Source organism: Dehalococcoidia bacterium (assembly GCA_022449765.1).
Classification (GTDB): Bacteria; Chloroflexota; Dehalococcoidia; order Lucifugimonadales; family Australimonadaceae; genus UBA2963.
This window is the reverse complement of record JAKUPZ010000002.1, coordinates 55,097-75,348: the sequence shown is the minus strand read 5'-3', so window position 1 is coordinate 75,348 and position 20,252 is coordinate 55,097. Positions and strand designations below refer to the sequence as shown.

At 41.7% G+C, this 20,252-nt stretch carries 22 protein-coding genes; 12 read left to right on the top strand and 10 right to left on the bottom strand.

What is annotated here, in order from left to right:
* The first annotated feature begins 27 nt into the window (after positions 1 to 27).
* From MK127_01275 to MK127_01255, 5 genes are all read left to right on the top strand, one after another.
* On the top strand, positions 28 to 1,320 hold the full coding sequence (locus MK127_01275; GenBank protein ID MCH2531432.1) for a hypothetical protein: 1,293 nt from the start codon (positions 28 to 30) through the stop codon (positions 1,318 to 1,320).
* On the top strand, positions 1,320 to 1,901 hold the full coding sequence (locus tag MK127_01270; GenBank protein ID MCH2531431.1) for a DUF3501 family protein: 582 nt from the start codon (positions 1,320 to 1,322) through the stop codon (positions 1,899 to 1,901). The genes MK127_01275 and MK127_01270 overlap by 1 nt, the downstream gene beginning before the upstream one ends.
* Positions 1,902 to 1,991: 90 nt before the next feature.
* Positions 1,992 to 4,394 carry a phenylalanine--tRNA ligase subunit beta gene (pheT, locus tag MK127_01265; protein MCH2531430.1) on the top strand — a complete coding sequence of 801 codons (2,403 nt, stop codon included), beginning with the start codon at positions 1,992 to 1,994 and terminating at the stop codon, positions 4,392 to 4,394.
* Complete coding sequence (locus MK127_01260; GenBank protein MCH2531429.1) at positions 4,394 to 5,746, top strand: molybdopterin molybdotransferase MoeA; 1,353 nt, start codon at positions 4,394 to 4,396, stop codon at positions 5,744 to 5,746. The genes pheT and MK127_01260 overlap by 1 nt, the downstream gene beginning before the upstream one ends.
* Before the next feature lie 2 nt (positions 5,747 to 5,748).
* Positions 5,749 to 6,180, top strand: a complete 432-nt coding sequence (locus MK127_01255) for a hypothetical protein (protein MCH2531428.1) — start codon at positions 5,749 to 5,751, stop codon at positions 6,178 to 6,180.
* A gap of 18 nt (positions 6,181 to 6,198) precedes the next feature.
* On the opposite strand, the gene rplT is transcribed toward MK127_01255, so the two are convergent.
* The 8 genes from rplT to pheS form a co-directional block, all read right to left on the bottom strand.
* On the bottom strand, positions 6,199 to 6,561 hold the full coding sequence (rplT, locus tag MK127_01250) for a 50S ribosomal protein L20 (protein MCH2531427.1): 363 nt from the start codon (positions 6,559 to 6,561) through the stop codon (positions 6,199 to 6,201).
* Between the two features lie 12 nt (positions 6,562 to 6,573).
* The gene (locus MK127_01245) at positions 6,574 to 6,768 is read right to left on the bottom strand and encodes a 50S ribosomal protein L35 (GenBank protein ID MCH2531426.1); all 195 of its coding nucleotides are present in this window, start codon (positions 6,766 to 6,768) and stop codon (positions 6,574 to 6,576) included.
* Between the two features lies 1 nt (position 6,769).
* On the bottom strand, positions 6,770 to 7,303 hold the full coding sequence (infC, locus tag MK127_01240; protein ID MCH2531425.1) for a translation initiation factor IF-3: 534 nt from the start codon (positions 7,301 to 7,303) through the stop codon (positions 6,770 to 6,772).
* A gap of 147 nt (positions 7,304 to 7,450) precedes the next feature.
* On the bottom strand, positions 7,451 to 8,053 hold the full coding sequence (gene plsY, locus MK127_01235; GenBank protein ID MCH2531424.1) for a glycerol-3-phosphate 1-O-acyltransferase PlsY: 603 nt from the start codon (positions 8,051 to 8,053) through the stop codon (positions 7,451 to 7,453).
* Positions 8,046 to 9,485, bottom strand: coding sequence for a ribosome biogenesis GTPase Der (gene der, locus MK127_01230; protein MCH2531423.1), 1,440 nt, complete (start codon positions 9,483 to 9,485; stop codon positions 8,046 to 8,048). The genes plsY and der overlap by 8 nt, the downstream gene beginning before the upstream one ends.
* Positions 9,486 to 9,496: 11 nt before the next feature.
* Positions 9,497 to 10,423 carry an ornithine carbamoyltransferase gene (gene argF, locus MK127_01225; GenBank protein ID MCH2531422.1) on the bottom strand — a complete coding sequence of 309 codons (927 nt, stop codon included), beginning with the start codon at positions 10,421 to 10,423 and terminating at the stop codon, positions 9,497 to 9,499.
* Positions 10,424 to 10,425: 2 nt separating this feature from the next.
* A complete protein-coding gene (locus tag MK127_01220) occupies positions 10,426 to 10,623 on the bottom strand; it encodes a hypothetical protein (GenBank protein ID MCH2531421.1) in 198 nt (65 codons plus the stop codon).
* Between the two features lie 35 nt (positions 10,624 to 10,658).
* Entirely contained in the window at positions 10,659 to 11,675 is a 1,017-nt protein-coding gene (pheS, locus tag MK127_01215) for a phenylalanine--tRNA ligase subunit alpha (GenBank protein MCH2531420.1), read from the bottom strand.
* Positions 11,676 to 11,767: 92 nt separating this feature from the next.
* Between pheS and rdgB the strand changes: the two genes are divergently transcribed.
* The 7 genes from rdgB to MK127_01180 are packed head-to-tail and all read left to right on the top strand — an operon-like array spanning position 11,768 to position 18,340.
* A complete protein-coding gene (gene rdgB, locus MK127_01210) occupies positions 11,768 to 12,370 on the top strand; it encodes an RdgB/HAM1 family non-canonical purine NTP pyrophosphatase (GenBank protein ID MCH2531419.1) in 603 nt (200 codons plus the stop codon).
* Complete coding sequence (gene moaA, locus MK127_01205; protein ID MCH2531418.1) at positions 12,370 to 13,389, top strand: GTP 3',8-cyclase MoaA; 1,020 nt, start codon at positions 12,370 to 12,372, stop codon at positions 13,387 to 13,389. The genes rdgB and moaA overlap by 1 nt, the downstream gene beginning before the upstream one ends.
* Positions 13,390 to 13,394: 5 nt before the next feature.
* Complete coding sequence (locus tag MK127_01200) at positions 13,395 to 13,790, top strand: ribonuclease HI (protein ID MCH2531417.1); 396 nt, start codon at positions 13,395 to 13,397, stop codon at positions 13,788 to 13,790.
* Positions 13,790 to 14,290, top strand: a complete 501-nt coding sequence (gene moaC / locus MK127_01195) for a cyclic pyranopterin monophosphate synthase MoaC (GenBank protein ID MCH2531416.1) — start codon at positions 13,790 to 13,792, stop codon at positions 14,288 to 14,290. Before MK127_01200 ends, moaC begins: the two co-directional genes overlap by 1 nt.
* Before the next feature lie 6 nt (positions 14,291 to 14,296).
* Positions 14,297 to 15,412 (top strand): amidohydrolase, encoded by a 1,116-nt coding sequence (locus MK127_01190; protein ID MCH2531415.1) that lies wholly within the window; start codon positions 14,297 to 14,299, stop codon positions 15,410 to 15,412.
* An 11-nt stretch (positions 15,413 to 15,423) separates the two neighbouring features.
* The gene (locus tag MK127_01185; protein MCH2531414.1) at positions 15,424 to 17,634 is read left to right on the top strand and encodes a UvrD-helicase domain-containing protein; all 2,211 of its coding nucleotides are present in this window, start codon (positions 15,424 to 15,426) and stop codon (positions 17,632 to 17,634) included.
* Positions 17,621 to 18,340 carry a glycosyltransferase gene (locus tag MK127_01180; protein ID MCH2531413.1) on the top strand — a complete coding sequence of 240 codons (720 nt, stop codon included), beginning with the start codon at positions 17,621 to 17,623 and terminating at the stop codon, positions 18,338 to 18,340. Before MK127_01185 ends, MK127_01180 begins: the two co-directional genes overlap by 14 nt.
* On the opposite strand, the gene MK127_01175 is transcribed toward MK127_01180, so the two are convergent.
* Positions 18,333 to 19,055, bottom strand: coding sequence for a polyprenol monophosphomannose synthase (locus MK127_01175; GenBank protein ID MCH2531412.1), 723 nt, complete (start codon positions 19,053 to 19,055; stop codon positions 18,333 to 18,335). The genes MK127_01180 and MK127_01175 overlap by 8 nt on opposite strands.
* Positions 19,048 to 20,214, bottom strand: a complete 1,167-nt coding sequence (locus tag MK127_01170; protein ID MCH2531411.1) for an NAD(P)/FAD-dependent oxidoreductase — start codon at positions 20,212 to 20,214, stop codon at positions 19,048 to 19,050. Before MK127_01170 ends, MK127_01175 begins: the two co-directional genes overlap by 8 nt.
* Between the last annotated feature and the right edge of the window lie 38 nt (positions 20,215 to 20,252).

Here is a 20,252-nt window from a genome sequence, read left to right as displayed (position 1 = left end):
GGGCGCCTTTTTGAGGGTTACATATAAATGCAGCACGTTCCAGCTTCGAATACAAATGAACCCCGTTATTGGGACTCTGAAGACTTAATCGCTGAACAGCGCAGGCAATATGATCTTTGCCACGGTTGTCGTCTATGCTGGAATTTATGCCCTGTTTTTCCTGATTTGTTTGATCTCACGGATTCGGTTCAAGGTGAAATGGAGCAAATCAGCGCAGGCCAATTTTCCCAAATTGAAAGTAATTGCTTCCAATGCAAATTGTGCTGGGTTGTATGCCCCTACACTTCACCACACGAATACAATTTAGACGTTCCTAGGATGATTGCTCGTTCAAAATTTGTCCGCGCAAAGAACGAGGGGATCAAATTTTCAAAGAAAATAATTGCGGATCAAGATCGCCTAGCAAAGCTCGCGGGAGGTGCACTAGCTCCATTCACAAATTTTGCTAATAGCTTCCCACCTACACGCATAGTGAGTGAATTAGTACTAGACATCAATCGAAATGCTAAATTACCCGAATATAAAACCCAAACATTTTCCTCGTGGTTTAATAAACATTACGGAACATGTTTAAAACCGTCTGATAACCCTGTCAAAAAAATTGCATTCTTCCCTAGCTGCACAATCGACTATAACGACACCCAAATTGGGAAAGCAGCTATATCTGTATTGGCTCATAACAATGTTGAAGTAATTTTGCCCGATCATCAATGCTGCGGTATGCCTCTAATGGATATCGGCGAATATGACAAATCGGTAGACAAAATGAATTTCAATCTGAATTCGTTGTCCGCATTGATCGACCAAGGGTACGAAATCGTTGTTGCGCAACCTACATGCACTTTGGTTATGAGAGAAGATTACCCCCAAATGTCTGAGAACAAAGAGCTCTCACAAAAAGTTGCAACGCATACCATGGAGATTGGTACTTTTTTGACACAATTAGCGAGGGAAAAGCTACTTAATCGTGATTTCAAAAAACCCTTAGGGAAAATCGCATTTCACGTTGCTTGTCACACTAGAGCGCAAGCGATGGGAATAAATTCTCCTCGGTTATTAGGAATTATTCCTGATACGCAAGTCGATACCAGTGAATATTGCTCTGGTCATGACGGTTCCTGGGGAGTAGGCAAAAAAACTTTCCCAATCGCTATTAAGATAGGAGAGAAATTATTCAACAATCTATCCAAATCATCCCCTGACCTAATAGTTTCCGACTGCCCTCTGGCTGCTCGGCACATTGAAATAGGGACGGGAATTCGACCAATCCATACAGTTCAGGCTTTAGCGGCAGCGTACGGACTTTCAGGAGAGCAATAATGGACCCACTATCCATAGTAGACATTGTCAATATCGCAGAATATGAAATCGAGAGACCTTCATATCGAGATCAAATCATAAAATTCAAAAAAAACAGAAGAATTCAGATTGGTGAATTGGTCACGCTTGTCTTTGAAAATAGAGAAACAATTAGATTTCAAATACAAGAAATGATGCGCGCAGAGAGAATCGTACTAGAAGATAGGATTCAAGAAGAAATTGATACCTATAATCAGCTTTTGCCTAAGTTGAACTCATTTTCTGCAACGTTATTGATTGAAGTGACAGATCAAGCGAAAATGAGAGAGATACTTGATAGTTTTATTGGTATCGATCATGGTAATACCACTTCACTGAAAATTGGAGATTCAGTAGTGTATGGCGAATACGAAGGTGGCCGAAGCAAGGAAGATCGTGTCAGTGCCGTTCATTATGTCACTTTTTCGCTCACTGACCAGCAGGTATCTCAATTCATTTCAGGTGAAGAACCTATTTCATTTGAAATTGATCATTTCAAGTACAAAGCAGAAACTGTAATAAATGAGATGGTGAGGGAATCACTCAGCCAAGATCTTTTATAAACGAACTGCGAGTATTTCAAATACTCAATTAATATACACACCTGAATGACGTATAATGGTGAAAATATTCGCCTGGAGTAAATCTCCCTGATGAGAGTTCCTTTATCATGGCTACAAGATTATGTGCCATTACAGAACATTGACCCGCTAGATCTAGCTCACAGGTTAACTATGGCAGGATTGGAAACGACCTTTGAACAAGGGGGGAGTCAATACTGGAATAAAGTTATCGTTGGGCAAATAGTATCAATTGAAAAACACCCCAACGCGGATAGATTACAGTTGGCGACTGTAGACACGGGTGATCAACGCGTGACTGTGGTTTGCGGAGCTCCCAATATAGAAGTAGGTCAAAAAATTGCCTACGCACAATTAGGTGCTCGTCTTCTCAATGCTAAAACCGGCGAAACGGTCGAATTAACTGCTGCGAAAATTAGAGGAGTAGAGTCAGCCGGCATGATCTGCTCTGAATTAGAGTTAGGTTTGAGTAGCAATCACCATGGAATTCTAGTTTTACCCGAAGAAAGCTCTGTAGGCACCCCAATTAATGAAATTTTAGACTCTTCAGATGCTTTCGAAATCGAAATCACTGCTAACCGAGGAGATTGTCTTTCGGTTTTAGGTGTTGCTCATGAAGTAGCTGCAATTATTGGCGCACAAGTTACTGAACCAAATTTAGAGTATGAAGAAGTTTCGCCATCTGTCGAAGAATGCATAAATGTAATCGTCGAAGATCCACAGTTATGTCAAAGATATGCATGTACTCTTACCAAGGGGATCAAAGTCGAAGATTCGCCTGAATGGCTTCAGAAAAAACTCCGAGACTCAGGCCACCGGCCAATCAATAATGTTGTTGATATCACAAATTTTGTAATGCTTGAATATGGCCAGCCGTTGCACGCGTTCGACTACGATCAGATTTTAGAATCTACTTTAATTGTTCGAACTGCAAATTCCGGTGAGACGTTTACTTCACTTGATGGGGCTCTTCACGAACTAAAACCCCCAATGCTTATGATTACGGATCCTCAGCGCTCTATAGGAATTGCGGGTGTCATGGGTGGATTAAATTCAGAAATGACTAAATCCACTAAAAATGTACTACTTGAATCAGCAACTTTTAATGGAATTAATACTAGAAGAACCGCAAGCACATTGAAATTGCGAACAGAGGCTTCACTACGATTTGAAAAAGGATTAAATCCAGAGCTCGCTGAAAGAGCCCTGAAACGCGCTACCGCACTTATCCACTCTATTGCAGGTGGTGAAGTTCGCAAAGGAATATACGATGTATTCCCAGGGAAGAAAGATCCTCTGCAAATACAATTCTCTTTAAATTCTCTGCAAAAAATATTAGGTACCTCATACCCAAGTAGCCAAGTAGAGCAAGTGCTGAATTCATTAGGGTTTGTATACACCAAAATGGATGATCTTAATTTAAAAATTCAACCTCCCTATTGGAGGACCGACATAGAAATAGAGGAAGATATCGTAGAAGAAATTGCGCGCGCTATTGGCTATGACTCTATTCCTGATATACCTCTAGCAGGCCTAGTACCTCAACCCCTTAATCAGCCCATACGGATACTCCGGGAAAAAGTAAAAGACTTATTAGTCAGCTTAGGTCTTCAAGAAACTATTTCACACAGTTTAGTAAGCGGACAAAATCTTGAATCGATTAATACGCCTATGGAATCTGTAATTCGAACAGAGAACCCCATGAGCCGCGAACAAGAATTTTTAAGAGCTTCACTAATCCCAGAGCTTCTAAGAGCTACATCCGAAGCATTAAAACACCCTCCTAATTCTGTTGCATTTTTTGAAACTGGCCGAAGTTTCAAAAAACAAAAAAATGATTTACCAACCGAAGACGAGATGGCAGTAGGTGTACTAGCTGGGATAAGAAGCCATTCTTTTTGGGAAGATACTCAAGAAACTTATGATTTCTTCGATGCTAAGGGGATTATTGAGGCTATTTTTGCTAACTTGGGTGTTCAAGTTGACTATATACCTTCAAAAAATAACACCGTTAAGATCGGGCATTCTGCTGAATTATTCATTGATGGAACACAGGTGGGCATGATAGGGGAAATAAACCCGTTATCCATCAATAAATTTAACCTTCCAACCTCCGCTGTCGTGATTTTTGAACTCAATCTAAGCCAGATAACTCAATTTTTACCAGAGCAAAAGTCCTTTTTTGTACCCTTCTCACGCTACCCTGCTGCTATTCGTGACTTAGCACTAGTCGTAAAATCAGAAATATCTGCAGAGCAAATCGAAACTGTTATTCGAAAAGAGGCATTTGTCACTCGTGTCAGTTTATTCGATCTATACGAGGGAGGGTCTTTATCTCCTGGCGAAAAGAGCCTCGCTTTCCGTGTGGAAGTTCAATCTAGTGAAGGAACATTAACAACAGAGCAGTTGGATGCAATCTTCTCAAAAATTTTGCAAATGCTGGCACAAGAAACTGGTGCCGTTACGAGAACATAATGAATCACAAAAATCACACTAAACACCATTCTCACAGTCATCCTCCAACAGCAAATATGCTTACTGTCGAAGATGCCCTCGCAAGAATTTTGAACCTTGTATATGTCTTGGAGGAAACATCTGAGGAGTTGTTGAATTCTGACAATCTGGTCTTAGCTCAAGATATTTTTTCATCACTAAACATTCCTAGCTTGGCTAATTCAGCCATGGACGGCTACGCCGTTCGCGCGATCGACACCAAAACTGCAACGGCAGATAGTCCCGTTACATTAAACGTTTTGGGGCAGGTACAAGCCGGTGATCTTCCCAGCTTAAGCGTCTCTTCCGAAGCAGCTATACGTATTATGACGGGTGCTCCTATCCCTGAAGGGGCTGACTCAATTATCCCTTACGAATTAACTGATGAGCGAAACCGACTAGAAAATAACACCGGCCTTGATCGCATTCAGATACATTCACCTGCAACGCTCGGGGATCACGTCAGACCACCTGGAGAAGACACATCTATTGGAGAACTTGCACTAGAATCAGGGTATGAATTAAATCCTGCAGGAATTGGGTTATTAGCGGCACTAGGATTGCAACATGTACCAGTAATCCGACGCCCTACGGTTGCGATTTTAGCCACAGGGAATGAAGTTCAGTCACCTGGTGAAGTATTAAAGCCTGGGCATCTTTACGATAGCAATACATATGGAATCGCTACGGCCGTAAAAAGATGGGGCGGAATACCCAAAATAATTGGGGTTGCGTCAGATGATCTAGGCGATATACGACAGAAAATCCTGTCAAGCCTCAGCTCTGACTTATTAATCACATCTGCAGGTGTTAGTGGAGGGGCATACGACTTGGTTAAAGATGTTTTATCTGAACTAGGAACCGTAGATTTTTGGTCAGTCAAAATGCGACCGGCTAAACCAATTGCATTTGGAATATTAAAGAATGGAGACCGAAATATTCCTCACATAGGTCTTCCTGGAAACCCCGTCAGTGCGCTAGTAGCGTTAATAGAATTCGCCCGTCCAGCAATCATGAAAATGATGGGGAAAAATGCTAGAGCCCTTCCCACAATAGAAGCAATACTTGATGACGATATCGAAAACACCGACGGACGAAGAGTTTATGCCCGTGTCCAATTGTATAAGCAAAACGATAAAGTCCATGCTCATCTTACTGGTTCGCAAGGGTCTAACTTGCTTACCTCTATGACTCTTGCCAATGGACTTGCTATTTGTCCAGAAAATTATTCCAAGCTTGCAAAAGGAGACCAGGTCGTTGTTCAATTACTGGACTGGCTTGATCACTATGACATTTTGACAAAACCACACGATATTTCTATAGCTTTGAGGTAAAAATGACCACAGATTACTATTCCGATGAATTAATCGAATCTAACGAACAAGAAAACGACTTTAGCTACGCTTTCGATCCTACATTAATTGAGCAACAAGGCCACTCACTTGTTGTAATACTTGAAGCAAAACTTTGCCCGAATGGTCAGCAAAAACTCAATACATCTGACGAAAAAATTACTTTTAAGGCATTGCGTAAAATTTTTCGCGAACAGTGTGCAGGCGCTCAGGATTTTCTTTCACCACAACACCCTATCCTAGAAAGTGCGGTAAGAATTCTATTGTCCTCTAAAACAGAATCTCTGAAATTAAGTGAATTGCATTCAAAAATTTCAGCACTCTGGCTTACATCTACTTGGCCAAGGCACATGAGCAAAGATGCCATGCGACGAGTGCTTGATAACGCTACATCCTTTGGGATAACTAGGGTTTAAAAACGGGTTATTATAATATTAGGCTACAGCAAGTTGGTTCTTTGCTTTGCCGACTACTTCAGCAAATGCAGCAGGGTCAGATATCGCTAAATCTGATAACACTTTACGATCAAGTTGGATTTCTGCCAATTTTAACCCATGAACTAGTTGAGAGTAGGAAATCCCATTCTCCCTGGCAGCTGCGCCAAGCCTTACAATCCAAAGGCGACGCATATCGCCTTTAAGTTCTTTTCGATGTGCATAGGAATAGGCCAGTGCATGGAGCATAGATTCATGAGCTCTTCTATATAGTGAATGGCGTGTTCCTCTATGGCCCTTAGTGAGCTTTAATACTTTTTTATGTTTTTGTCGAGCCGTAACCCCACGTTTAACCCGTGCCATCGAATCCCCCTACTACTTATTCAAACCTGGAACTAATCTTAATAATCGCTTTCTGTTAGTCGGACTAGCAGAAACTGTATCACTGTACTCTCTGGTAACAGACCTGGGTTTTTTTCGTCTAAGATGACTTGAATGCCTCTTCATACGAAGCAGTTTACCCGAGCCACTGATGCGAAAACGCCCCGCTGCTCCTTTATGTGTTTTCATTTTAGGCATCTATAGACTCCTTAGTTTCCTCACGTTCATTTTGCTGTGTAGGCGCCGGCTTTCCTGGAGCCAATACAATGCTCATGAATCGTCCTTCCAGCTTGGGTGCCTGCTCAAGTTTCGCACCTTCTTTAACTGCTTCATGGACTTGCCTAAGCAACCCTACAGCCAATTCAGGGTGATCTAGCTCGCGACCCCTATGCATGACAGAAACTTTAACCTTGTTACCTTGAACTAGTAATTTTGAAACAAGGCGTTCTTTCGATTGCATATCATGCTGGCCGATCCTAGGTCGAAATCTAACTTCTCGAAGACCCAGGTTTTTGTGCGTCTTCCGCATTTCACGTTCTTTTGTGGACTGGAGGTATCTAAATTTCCCATAATCCAAGAGACGACATACCGGAGGCACAGAATTCGGTGCAACTTCGACCAAATCGAGATCATGCTCACGGGCCAGAGCCAAAGCATCGGGCACAGTCATAACCCCGAATTGTTCGCCTTTTTCATCGACAACCCTAACTTCAGGGACCCGAATTCGTTCATTAACTCGATATTCCTTAGCTATTCGTAAACCCTTTCATGACTAAAATCGGCTGCCGAGTAAAGCGGCAGCCACCTTCATTATACACGGATAGAGCACATCGTAAAGAAGTATCAACTATCAGTGATAAATTATTATTTTTTAAGAGCCGTGTCCAATTTTACGCTCTGTCCCTTGAAAAAGACGAGCTATATTATCTTTGTGCATATATATAATTAATGCACCACATGTTGATGAGAAAATTACATATTCCCACGGTAAATCGCCCCAAATCACTCCGATACCGAATCCCATCATTACGGTCACGACAGATAATATTGATCCTAAAGAAACAAATCGAGTCAAAAAAATCACTGGAAGAAAAACAAATAAACCAAATAAAGAAGGTAGCGCAAATAATCCAGTTGCAGCGCCAAATCCGGTTGCAACTCCACGCCCTCCTTTAAATTTAAAAAATACAGGGAAGACATGCCCCAAAATCACAGCCATGCCTACAGCAGCCTCAAATAACGGATCTTCAAAAAATGCTTTTGCTAATACTACAACTGCTAGGCCTTTACCAACGTCTAATAGTAGTACTACCAAGGCGTGTTTTTTGCCTGCAGTACGCAAAACATTCGTGACTCCTGTTTTCCCGCTACCAAAATTGCGAACATCAATTCGATGAGTTAAGCGAACGATCAATAGTCCTGGCTGGAAACTTCCAAGTAAGTACGAAAATAGAACCAATGCCAATTCAATCATTAGGTTTCCTGCGACGGGCCGTTTTCCAATTACCACGATTGGCAGATTGACGTTTACGGGCAGATGCCTTGGAGCGATTATCACCTATAACATGCACTCCACCTTTCCCTCTAAATTCGATTTTCAAAGGGACTCCATAGAATGCGAATTCGTCACGAATCGTATTTGCAAGGTATCGTTCATATGAAAAATGGACTCTAGACGTATTATTGACGTAAAAAACAAACGTAGGTGGTCTTATCGAGTCCTGCTTAACTCTATACAGTTTCAAGGATCCTGTAGGGCCGACAGATGGGGGTAGGTGGCGTGAAATTGCATCTGTGACAATTCGGGAAAGATGTGACGAATCCACCCATTGGTTGCGTTTATGAAACAAACGAAGCCCTTCAGTGAGCAAAGTGTCAATCCCTGATTTATTGATTGCAGATGTAAAGACAATGGGAACATCTGGTATGAACCGGAACCGCGAGCGTAGCATGTAAGTGAACCGCTTCTCTTCCCTTCTTATATCGTCTGTTTCTACAAGGTCCCATTTATTTACTACCACCAAGACGGATTTAAACGCTTCTGCCGCTTGGCCCGCAATATGTAGGTCTTGGTCAGTAGCAGGCTGGTTAGCATCCAAAACCAATATAGCTACATCGGAACGGTGAATAGAGGTAACAGAACGCAAAACACTAAATTTTTCAACACCCGGCTCAATCGCTCCCCTCCGACGTATTCCCGCAGTGTCTATTAGGAGAATTTTGCTATCCTCAAATACAAACTCTGAATCCAATGCATCCCTTGTAGTGCCAGGTATGTCACTGACTATAGATCGTTCTTCATTCAAAATTGCATTTGCAATTGCAGATTTACCGACATTCGGGCGACCAACAATGGCAAAGCGAGGCATATCAATCGATTCTTCAGCCTGTAGAGGTAAATCAATGACTGACAATAGAGAATCCATCAATTCTCCAAGTCCTCTCCGATGTAGAGCGCTCACTGCAACTAAGTCAGAAAGTCCAAGAGCATAACTCTCCGGCATCATATTCTCGAGCTTAAGATTGTCGGCCTTATTGACTGCTACAACTACCGGTTTATCGGTACGACGTAATTTTCGAGCTACTTCTTGATCTGCATATATCGGACCCGTTCGCACGTCTGTGACAAGCAATATTGCATCTGCAACTTCTAGTGCTTCGTTTACCTGAGCCTCTATATGAGCTTCTATCTCAGTTTCAGGCTGTGGTACCAATCCGCCAGTATCTGCAAGCAGAAAATGATGACCTTCAAATTCAACGGGTGAAATCAACCTATCTCTGGTGGTACCTGTTTCCTCAGCCACAATCGCGCTGCGCCTACCAACCAAGGCGTTGAATAAGCTTGATTTACCAACATTTGGCCGGCCAACAATGGCTATCAGCGGAATTGCCTCTGGATTTCTCATTTGAGAACCTTCTATACGCTAGACATTAGATAGGTAATTATAGCCTTCTGAGCATGCAATCTATTTTCGGCTTGCTGATATGCTCTAGACTGGGAATGATCTAGCATTCCTAAAGACATTTCCTCGCCATAGTGAACTGGCATTGGATGCAATACAATCGCTTCACGATCCGCTAGCTCAAGCAATTTTTCGTTCACTTGGAAACCTTGAAAAGCCGATTTCCTCGTTTCAGTTTCAGATTCCTGCCCCATACTGGTCCAGACATCAGTGTAAATCACATGAGATCCCTCAATCGCATCTTTAGGGGAAGTACCAGTGTAAAACTCGACCTCACCGTTCTTTTGGCCTGAAGCTCTCGCCAAGATTTTATGTTGATCATTCGCGCTGAATCCATATGCCTCAGGGGAAATGATTTTATAATTTGCACCCTGAGACACAGCTGCAAGCCCTAAACTAAGAGCACAGTTATTCGCATCTCCCACATACGCGATATTGAGGCCTTGGATCGACCCGAATTTTTGCTTTACTGTCAAAATATCCGCTAATGCTTGACACGGATGCTCTATATCTGACAGAGCATTAATTACAGGGATTGAAGATGAGACTGATAGCCGATCTAAAGTACTATGCGAATTGACTCGAGCAACAATCAATGCAGCCCAGCTAGATAAAACTTTAGCCACATCTTCAACTGGTTCTCTCAGGTCTAAACCTACTTCGTCAGAACTTAAATAAATTCCATGACCACCAAGTTCATAACATGCAATGTCAAAAGAAACCTTAGTGCGTAATGAAGGCTTTTCAAAAATCATTGCAGCAATTTTCCCTAGAAAAGGGGTAGTACTATCAGAACGATTTGCAAACTCAATACTCTTATCTACCAGCCAAGTCAGCTCTTCATCAGATACGTCATCTATTGAAAGGAAGTTTTTCTTCACAATTACTCCTTTCTAGGACCATTCAAGTCTGAAATAGTTTCAATATAGGCATCCCAAGCAATATCGGCCATCACTTTCGTAGCCAATATTTCCGACTCAACCACATCCCTTCGAACAGCATCGTAGTAAAGTAAATTTAATTCATACCACCGGTAATATAGACGTTCTCTTTCGGTATCAGGAATCATCATTTCATTCACATTTGTATCGTAGCCTCTATAGCTACGGAATTAATTTAGAACTGCCTCAGAAAGCGAATATCATTCTGCAGGAAATGCCTTATATCATTAATACCATATTTCAGCATTGCTATCCGTTCGGGACCCATTCCAAAAGCAAATCCTGAGTAGATTGAGGGGTCATACCCAACTGCACGTAAAACGTTCGGGTGAACCATTCCAGCTCCCAAAATTTCCAACCATTTGCCTTTCCATTCAATGGACATATCCACCCCAGGTTCAACAAAAGGAAAATAGTCGCAGCGAAAGCGAACTTTGGTGTCAGCTCCAAACATTTGGCGAGCAAATTCAAACAAGGTATGTTTAAGATTTGCAAAAGTTATCCCTTTGTCTACAGCAAGACCTTCAATTTGGTGGAATTGCGATTCATGTGTTGCATCAGTGGCCTCATATCTATAACACTTACCTGGAATAATAACCCTAACTGGAGGGTCATTTGATTCCATTACTCGAGCCTGCATTGGCGAAGTATGTGTCCTGAGAAGAGTCGTGAATGCCCCGTCATCCTGGCGATTTATATCTAGCCAAAACGTATCAAACATATCTCTAGCAGGATGATCCTGAGGAATATTCAGCATTTCGAAATTGTATCGATCCCATTCAACTTCAGGGCCGTCAATTATTTGAAATCCCATATTTGCAAAAATTGCACTAATCTCTCGAATGACTAACGTCGAAGGGTGGTAACGACCTAGCAATCCATTACGTCCCGGCAAAGAAATATCTACAAAATCTTGCCCATCTTTAGCTAAGCTATCAAATTCAATAGCCTCCCGATGCAGATGCAATTGATCTTCTAACGCAACTTTCACTGCATTAGCCGCAGAACCCACCGTTTTCCTTTGCTCCACAGGTAATTCCGATACTGATCGTAGTAATTGAGTCAGGCTTCCAGAACGCCCTAAATACTGGAGTCTCCAAGCATCTAACGCATCGAGAGTATTAATTTCATTCAACTCCTTTAAGGAGTTCTCTTTTAGCAACTCTATGTCACGTAAAGATTTTGTAATCATGGATGAATTATACATAATGAGCATTCCTGAATCCTCTAATGTGTAAAACCTGACAAAAAATATATTTATATCTCTGTTAATATTTAAGTATTTTGCGTAACTCCCTACTAATTGCTACTAACAATGCTCATAAAATTTTAGAGTTTAAACGGCTTCTAAATGGCATAAATCATGAAATACTTACCCCTGCAAGTATTGGCGTCAATCTAGATGTCGAAGAGTCAGGGAATACTTTTGAGCAAAACGCACGCTTAAAAGCCCATGCTTTTGCAAAAGCTACAGGCATTGACTCGCTTGCAGATGATTCAGGAATTGAAGTAGATGCACTAGATGGACGCCCCGGTGTTTACTCCGCAAGGTACGGTGGCACAAATCTGTCAGATGAAGACCGAGTCCAATTATTATTGAGAGAATTGGTTGATGTTCCTACTGAAAAAAGAACATGCAGGTACAGGGTTATTCTAGTTTTAGCAAGACCTGATGGGAGTGAAATACTCTCTGAAGGTAAATGTGAAGGATCAATCGCTCACAAACCAATAGGCTTAAATGGTTTCGGGTATGATCCTATTTTCTTAGTAGATAATTCTCAGGTCTCTATGGCGGAATTATCTCCAGAGCAAAAAGATTTGATTAGTCATCGAGGAATGGCAACTAAAAAAATGATTCAACTGCTACAAAGTGAAGGAGGCATCTGATGGGTAACCAAGTTAATGATTTACTCGGTCGCCCTTTGCGGGATCTTCGCATTTCTGTTACGGATAGATGCAATTTTCGCTGTACCTACTGCATGCCATCAGAAATTTTTGGCGAAAAATACCATTTCCTCAATCGAGAGGAAGTCCTTTCTTATGAAGAAATTAAAAGGCTTACAGAGATTTTTATACACCTAGGAGTCCGCAAAGTCAGAATTACTGGAGGGGAGCCTTTAGTTAGACGTGACATAGATAAACTCATTGCGCAATTGAGTAATATTGAGGAGATAGAAGACTTAACTCTGACTACTAACGGGTATTTATTAGCTGAGCAAGTAGAAAAACTACAAAAAGCTGGTCTACGCCGAATAACAGTAAGCCTTGATAGCTTGGATGAAGATATATTTGCAAAAATGAATGGCAAGGGCTACAAGCCTGACGTAGTGTTGAACGGTATCAAAGCCGCTGAGGATTTGGGTTTGCCAGTAAAAGTCAATGCAGTAATTGAACGAGGGGTAAACGACAATGGAGTTCTCGATTTAGTCAAGTACTTTAAAGGTTCAGGGCATATATTACGATTTATAGAATTCATGGATGTAGGCAATGTTAATGGATGGGCACGTGATCAAGTTGTGCCATCAAAAGAACTTTGCGAATCTATCAACAAAATTTTTCCAATTGAGCCCGTTGATGCAAATTACGTAGGTGAAGTGGCAGAAAGATGGAAATTCTTAGATGGTGATGGGGAAATTGGGTTCATATCTTCGATAACTCAGCCCTTTTGTCAATCCTGCACAAGAGCTAGGTTATCCCCTGAAGGATTTTTCTTTACCTGCTTATTCGCCAACTCAGGAATCGATTTAAAAACGCCATTGCGCGCGGGTGAATCAAATACTGAATTACTTACCCGAATACGAAATATTTGGGAGAACAGAACAGATCGTTACTCTGAATTAAGAAATTCACCTAATTCGCCAACTGCGGGTCAAAGAAAAATTGAAATGTTTCAAATTGGAGGGTAATCAACATGAGCAAATTCGAGATTTACACTGATGGCTCATGCAGTGGTAACCCTGGCCCTGGTGGGTGGGGGGTTGTACTGCTTGAAAATCAAAACCGGTACGACCTTTCGGGCGGAGAAGCCGCTACAACAAATAATCGGATGGAATTGACCGCTGTAATAAGGGGCTTAGAAGCCACTCCAGAAGGTTCATCCTCAGTTATCAATTCTGACAGTCAATATATTGTCAACACTATGAATTTAGGCTGGAAGCGCAATGCGAATAAAGATTTATGGGGGGCGCTTGATAGCCTGGTTAAATCAAGAGATGTGAAGTTCATTTGGGTAAAAGGTCACGCAGGGAACACATGGAATGAAAAAGCAGATCGATTAGCAGTTGAGGCAATGGAGCAAAAAAAATAATGGCAAACGAACATGAAAAGAAATTATCCCACCTCACAGATCAAGGGACAGCTCAAATGGTTAATGTTGGTTCCAAGCCTGATTCTGCTAGAACTGCCAAAGCTGCAGGTCTAATTACTATGGCAAAAGATACATTGGCTCTGATTCAAGAGGGGAAAATTAAAAAAGGCGAAGTCTTCACTGTAGCGCGCCTTGCAGGAATCAACGCTGCAAAAAACACTTGGAATTTGATCCCATTAGCTCATCAAATCCCGTTGCATCAAATCTCAGTTGATTTTGAAATCACGGGGAATGAAGGTGAACTAAGGATTATTGGAGAAGCATCCACAGATTACAAAACTGGAGTAGAAATGGAGGCATTAACTGCAGTTAATATAGCCGCTCTGACAATTTATGATATGTGCAAAGCGGTTGATAGGGGTATGATCATAAGTGATATCCATCTAGTGGAAAAAACTGGCGGAACTCATGGTGATTTCAATAGTGCAATAAAGGAGTAACCGATTATGGCAGGGATCTTAGATGCAGATACGCATATCGCAGAACCTCTACAAATGTGGGATTACCTTGAGCCAGAATGGCATTCCCGTCGCCCCGTAATAGTTAGTGTTCCGGACGATACTCAATACGGAACAGCAGATCATATGTGGCTAATTGACGGTCAAATTTTTCCTAAAGTTGCTGGACGTGCTGGAAACACCTTCGTCACTCCTACTTCACAGACAAGAGTGAGGGGTAGAGCTGATGTGCCTGCTCGAGAATTAACAGACATCCCAATGCGATTTGAAGGCATGCGCGCTACTCATGTTGATGCACAAGTTGTATATCCAACTTTATTCCTAGGATATCTAACTGATGAACCTGCTTATGAAGTAGCTTTAGCAAAAGCCTACAATCGCTATATGGCCGATGTTTTTAGCAAATCGGAAAATAGAATCCACTGGGTACTTGTACCGGCCTTACGTGATATTGACGCAACTATCGAAGAAATGCGCTATGGCAAAAAAAATGGAGCCTGCGGGGTATTTTTTCGTGGAATTGAAAAAGATCGCATGCTTGACGATCCATATTTTTTCCCCGTATATGAGGAGGCCCAGTCCCTAGGCCTAGGAATATGTATACATCAAGGTCAAGGTGCGCCTGCGCTCAATAGCCTAATAGATCCAGTCCGTAGTCATACATTTACTCACGGTCGCCTACCTCCCATCTCGGCATTCAGGAATTTGGTGCATAACAGAATTCCTGAAATGTTCAAAACTTTACGCTTCGGATTTATTGAAACAGGAGCATCTTGGATTCCTTTTGCTCTGTACCAATTAGCAGGAACCATGAAAGTGGATCCAAAGTTTTTTGGACCTAAATTGTTTGATGAATACAACATGTGGATTTCAATCGAAGTTGCTGAAGACATGCCTTATCTATTGGACATAATTGGCGCCGACCATTTAGTCACTGGTACTGATTATGGTCATCATTCTATTGGGACAAACGAGCGCTTGGATGCGGACCCTTCTGCACAGACCCATATGGTCCAAAATCTACGATCCCGTTCTGACATAAAGTCATCCGATGTAGAAAAAATATTAACTGCCAATCCTAACGCCCTTTACGGCGTGTCCTAGAAGTACTCTCTATGACAGAGGCTATATTTGATTCAACCCGTGCATTGAACCCAGCACAATTAGAAGCGGTCCAACACATTGAAGGACCGCTTCTAATTGTGGCGGGCCCTGGGTCAGGGAAAACGCGGGTCATAACACATCGGATTGCACATTTAAATCAAATAGGTGTTTACCCAAGCCAAATAGCTGCGGTTACTTTCACCAATCGAGCGGCTCGCGAAATGCGCAATCGTCTAGAGCGCTTGATGGGCGAAAAGTCTAAGTATTTAAAAGCGGGAACATTTCATTCTTTTTCAGCAATGATTCTTCGACGTGACGGCGAGGCCATTGGGATTCCACAAGATTTTGTGATTATGGATGACGATGACCAATTGAATCTGATCAAGCAATCAATGGAGATTACTCAGATAGACCCTAAGAGATTTCAGCCACGCGCAATCTTATCCACGATTAGTTCCTCAAAATCGAAACTTCTAGGGCCTGAGGCGTTATCAAATGCCGCTTCGGGGTACTTTGAAGAAATTGTCAGTCGTGTCTATACCGAATATCAAAAATTACTCATGCAAAATCACGGTCTTGATTTTGATGATCTTCTGTCTCGTACCGTGGAATTACTTAAGAATTCTGATGAGATTAGAGATAAATATCAACAGAGATACCAATATTTAATGGTGGATGAATTTCAGGATACTAATACCGCCCAATATCAAATTTCACGTGAAATTACTAAATCTCATCGAAATCTTGCAGTTGTCGGGGATCCCGACCAATCAATATATTCATGGAGAAACGCAGATATAACGAATATCCTGTCATTTCAAAAGGATTATCCCGAAACAAAGATCATACATTTATCCCAAAATTATCGCTCTACTGGCAATATCTTAGAAGCAGCAAAAAACGTAATTCGTCCGAATCAAAAACGTATTGATCATGAGTTGTTTACTGACAATCCTGAAGGAGAACTTGTCTTCATTACCGAGGCCTACACGGAGGAGGAAGAAGCTACAGGTGCCATAACCGAAGTACAACGTCTAATCGAAGAAGAAGGGTTCAATTTAAGAGACTGTGTCATCACGTATCGAGTCAATGCTCAATCTCGAGCCTTAGAAGAAGCATGTATTCGTTATGGAATACCTTACAAATTAGTAGGGGGAGTCCGTTTTTATCAACGCAAGGAAATAAAAGACTTACTCGCCTACCTAAGGCTTCTGCAAGATCCTTATGACGAGATAAGTCTGGAAAGAATCATCAACGTACCCTCTCGAGCAATAGGAAAGCGCACATTCGACGAATTGATCAGCTGGTCAAGAAATCTTGAAATCCCTCCGTACACAGCACTACAGTTAATTAACGATCAATCCTCCACCCTACAGATGCCATTCAATAATCGACAACAAAAGCAATTATGTGAATTCATCACTTTACTTAACAATCTAAAAGATTTAGCAAATGAACTCGAATTAGCAGAGCTCATCGATGCTGTAATGGACCAGACTGGATATAAAAAGAACCTTTTGCAATCGGACGAACCAGACGCAGAAGATCGTTTAGATAATATTCGCGAAATACGCGGGTTAGCCACAGATTTTAACGGGCTCGTCTCAAAAGAGAGCCTACCTTCATTCATTGAAAATGCGACATTAGTCTCTGAGCAAGACTCATTGGAAGAAAATGAGCAGCAATATCTAACATTAATCACACTACATCAAATAAAAGGCCTCGAATACCCAGTAGTATTCATGATCGGAATGGAAGAAGGTTTAATACCTCACGCAAGATCAATGGATGACCCTGACCAAATTGAAGAGGAACGACGACTTGCATACGTCGGAATTACCAGGGCTCAATCCCGTTTATACCTATTAAGATCTATTCGTCGACGCATGTATGGAATGACTAGCCCGGCCATTGGGTCACGTTTCTTACGGGATATACCATTGCAGTTGATACAGACGCCTCGAATGGCAAGATCCAGCAAAGCACATGCGATTAAAATAGAGAACGTCGTAGAAATGCCACGTAATGAAGAAATCGCTTATCCTTTCAAGGCAGGTGATAAAGTTTCACATGCATCATTTGGAGAAGGGATTGTAGTGAATTGTTCTGAACGACCTGGAGATTTCGAAATTACCGTAGCATTTGTCGGTAATGTAGGTATCAAAAGATTATTAAATAGTTACGCAAAATTAGTTAAATCAGCGGCGAATGATGGCACTTGAACTCTCGATCGTTATTCCTGCTTACAATGAGCAGGACCGAATAAAACCCACACTAGAAGAATATCTATCTAGTTTTAGTGGCACGCATAAAGGGCAATTTGAAATAATCGTTGTCCTGAATGGCTGCCATGATTCTACTAGAGAAGTAGTAGCCTCAATCCAAGGTAGCTCCCAAGAAGTTGTACTTATTGAGTTTGAAAATCCTCTTGGAAAAGGGGGTGCCATCATACAGGGAATGAATAGTGCACAAGGATCTTTGATTGCCTATGTCGATGCCGACAATATGGTGGGTGCCAAAGAAACTCAAAAACTCATAGCAGCGCTCAAAAAATCGGATATTGCCATCGCCGATCGATTCAATGGCAATCAGATAGGGAATACTCAGCCACTCATTAGGCGAGTAATAAGTGTCTGTTCAAGGATATGGATCAAGTCTTTTCTTGGACTGCCCTACTCAGATACACAATGTGGAGCCAAAGCATTCAAAGCGGTAGCTTGGAATAAAATCTCAGCTAAAGTTGCTGAAACAGGATGGGCGTTCGACCTAGAAGTTCTTGCAGTTGCCAAAAAATTCAATTTTTCTGTCGCAGAAATTCCTGTTGAATGGAAGCATGTTGCAGAAGGCTCAAAAGTTCGCGCATGGAAAGATGTTCCTTCGACTCTCTGGGCGACCTTAAGGATTAAAAAAAACATGCGCACTATCTAGCTGAGCGCAGGTTCGATTTCATTATTTGAAGGCACAATTTTACAAAAGCTAACACTTCACTCAAATTGGCTTTTGAGTTCCCTGATTTTCGTTCATGAAATGTAACTGCCCATTCATAGGTTTTCAAGTTTTTTTGAGTAGCTAACAACTCTAGCAGCCATTTAAAGCCAGAGGCAGAATAACGAGTAGGCATTTGAGTAATTTCCCTACGCCGGCACACTGCAAATCCTGTTAATAAATCTCGATAAGGTAATCGGAGTAATAAACGTGCACTCAAATTAAATATTTTACTAATTTGAATCCTCATCCATGGCTGATTTATAAAGGCAGATCCCTCAGTAAAACGCGAGCCAATAATTACATCAAACCCGCCCATTGCCTTGTTAATCATCCCTGGGATTTCATATGGATCATGTGAGAAATCAGAATCCATAATAACGACCCATTCTGCAACGGAAGCATCACAGCCTTCAAATACTGCACTAGATAGTCCATTTTTACCAGGGCGCTTAATAAGTTTTAAGAACGGATATGAGGGTTGCAAGCTTTCAACAATTTCTGCGGTACCATCTGGGCTAGCATCATCCACTACTATTACATCGCAGGAATATTCCTTAAGCACAGCGAAAATCAATGGAATCAAATCCTTGAGGTTCTCTCGCTCATTAAAGGTCGGTAAAATCACCGAAACTAAAGGATTTGCATTACTAGTCATTACTAAAATTTCTGCGACGAAACTGTAATTTCTCTAAAACTTGAGTCAAAGAGCTGCTATGCCAATCAAATGTAGAGGATGAAAGAAGACGTTTTGCTCCAGGAATCGACAATAGTCGATGTAATTGCTCGATCACTATATCAGGCAGTTGCTCAATCAACTCTCGCAACTTAACTCCTTGATTCAGCTCATGCTCGAGTACTGCATGCCATTGCTCTTGATAAGGCATCAAAGCTTGCGCTGAGAAATCTCCCTGAATTAGCGCATCACTGATAGTAGTACTAGCTAAATCAGCAGCCATCATTCCATAGTGAATCCCTCCACCACTAGTTGGCTTGGCTTGTGACACAATATCCCCCACAGCTAGTATTCCATCTATCACAGATTTGCGAGGGATTCCGACAGGAATAGCTCTCGTTCTATAGGTCTTGAGAATAGAACCTATTCTTCCTTGATCTTGCAATTTATTTATTAGTGCATGCATATACGAAACCGTGTGTTCTCTTGTTAGCAAACCAACCAATGCCTTATTTTCACGCCAAGGGACTATCCAGCCAAAACCACCTTTGCCTAATGAAGAACCGGTAAAAACTTCAACTTCATCTATTCCTTTTGCATCTACAATAACCTGAGATCCACTTACGTACGAATCAAATTGACTTAACCCAAGTTTTCTAGATAAAGGTGATCCGTAGCCAGTCGCAACAACCGCTATTTTTGACTGAATTTGGTACTCTTTTGATCCAATTTTGCAAGAGATTTGTGCTTTGCCATCTTCCCAAGAAACATCACGAACATCCATTTCGGTATATAGGCTTACACCTGAACGAACTGCGCGATTGACGAGCTCTTGATCCAACTCTACTCGATCGAGTACATACGCTTGCGTTTGCTTTCTTTTAATTTGAACGGCTCGGCCACTAGGAGAGCGAAGTACAAAGGAGTTAATTTTTCGAAGAATTAACTCTTCTGGTAGCTCGTAACGCTCGAAGCATTCGGTTGAAACAACTCCGGTGCAATGCACTGGCTCACCAATCACTTTTTCACGCTCTAATAGCAAAGCCTGATAGCCCATAGACGCCAAGCGTTCTGCAGTGCGAGCTCCTGCGGGACCAGCACCTATAACAACTACATCAGAACTAACAGGGATATCCATCATTCTCCGTCTCACATCTGCTTTAATTGAGTATAAAATGA

Bases quoted from the DNA above. Each gene is read 5' to 3' on its own strand.
- MK127_01190 (MCH2531415.1), top strand. From the start codon at position 14,297: ATGGCAGGGATCTTAGATGCAGATACGCATATCGCAGAACCTCTACAA.
- rplT (MCH2531427.1), bottom strand. From the start codon at position 6,561: ATGGCACGGGTTAAACGTGGGGTTACGGCTCGACAAAAACATAAAAAA.
- pheS (MCH2531420.1), bottom strand. From the start codon at position 11,675: ATGATTACAAAATCTTTACGTGACATAGAGTTGCTAAAAGAGAACTCC.
- pheT (MCH2531430.1), top strand. From the start codon at position 1,992: ATGAGAGTTCCTTTATCATGGCTACAAGATTATGTGCCATTACAGAAC.
- MK127_01270 (MCH2531431.1), top strand. From the start codon at position 1,320: ATGGACCCACTATCCATAGTAGACATTGTCAATATCGCAGAATATGAA.
- plsY (MCH2531424.1), bottom strand. From the start codon at position 8,053: ATGATTGAATTGGCATTGGTTCTATTTTCGTACTTACTTGGAAGTTTC.
- MK127_01185 (MCH2531414.1), top strand. From the start codon at position 15,424: ATGACAGAGGCTATATTTGATTCAACCCGTGCATTGAACCCAGCACAA.
- MK127_01260 (MCH2531429.1), top strand. From the start codon at position 4,394: ATGAATCACAAAAATCACACTAAACACCATTCTCACAGTCATCCTCCA.
- moaC (MCH2531416.1), top strand. From the start codon at position 13,790: ATGGCAAACGAACATGAAAAGAAATTATCCCACCTCACAGATCAAGGG.
- MK127_01200 (MCH2531417.1), top strand. From the start codon at position 13,395: ATGAGCAAATTCGAGATTTACACTGATGGCTCATGCAGTGGTAACCCT.
- MK127_01170 (MCH2531411.1), bottom strand. From the start codon at position 20,214: ATGATGGATATCCCTGTTAGTTCTGATGTAGTTGTTATAGGTGCTGGT.
- der (MCH2531423.1), bottom strand. From the start codon at position 9,485: ATGAGAAATCCAGAGGCAATTCCGCTGATAGCCATTGTTGGCCGGCCA.
- MK127_01175 (MCH2531412.1), bottom strand. From the start codon at position 19,055: ATGACTAGTAATGCAAATCCTTTAGTTTCGGTGATTTTACCGACCTTT.
- MK127_01180 (MCH2531413.1), top strand. From the start codon at position 17,621: ATGATGGCACTTGAACTCTCGATCGTTATTCCTGCTTACAATGAGCAG.
- MK127_01245 (MCH2531426.1), bottom strand. From the start codon at position 6,768: ATGAAAACACATAAAGGAGCAGCGGGGCGTTTTCGCATCAGTGGCTCG.
- MK127_01255 (MCH2531428.1), top strand. From the start codon at position 5,749: ATGACCACAGATTACTATTCCGATGAATTAATCGAATCTAACGAACAA.
- moaA (MCH2531418.1), top strand. From the start codon at position 12,370: ATGGGTAACCAAGTTAATGATTTACTCGGTCGCCCTTTGCGGGATCTT.
- MK127_01275 (MCH2531432.1), top strand. From the start codon at position 28: ATGCAGCACGTTCCAGCTTCGAATACAAATGAACCCCGTTATTGGGAC.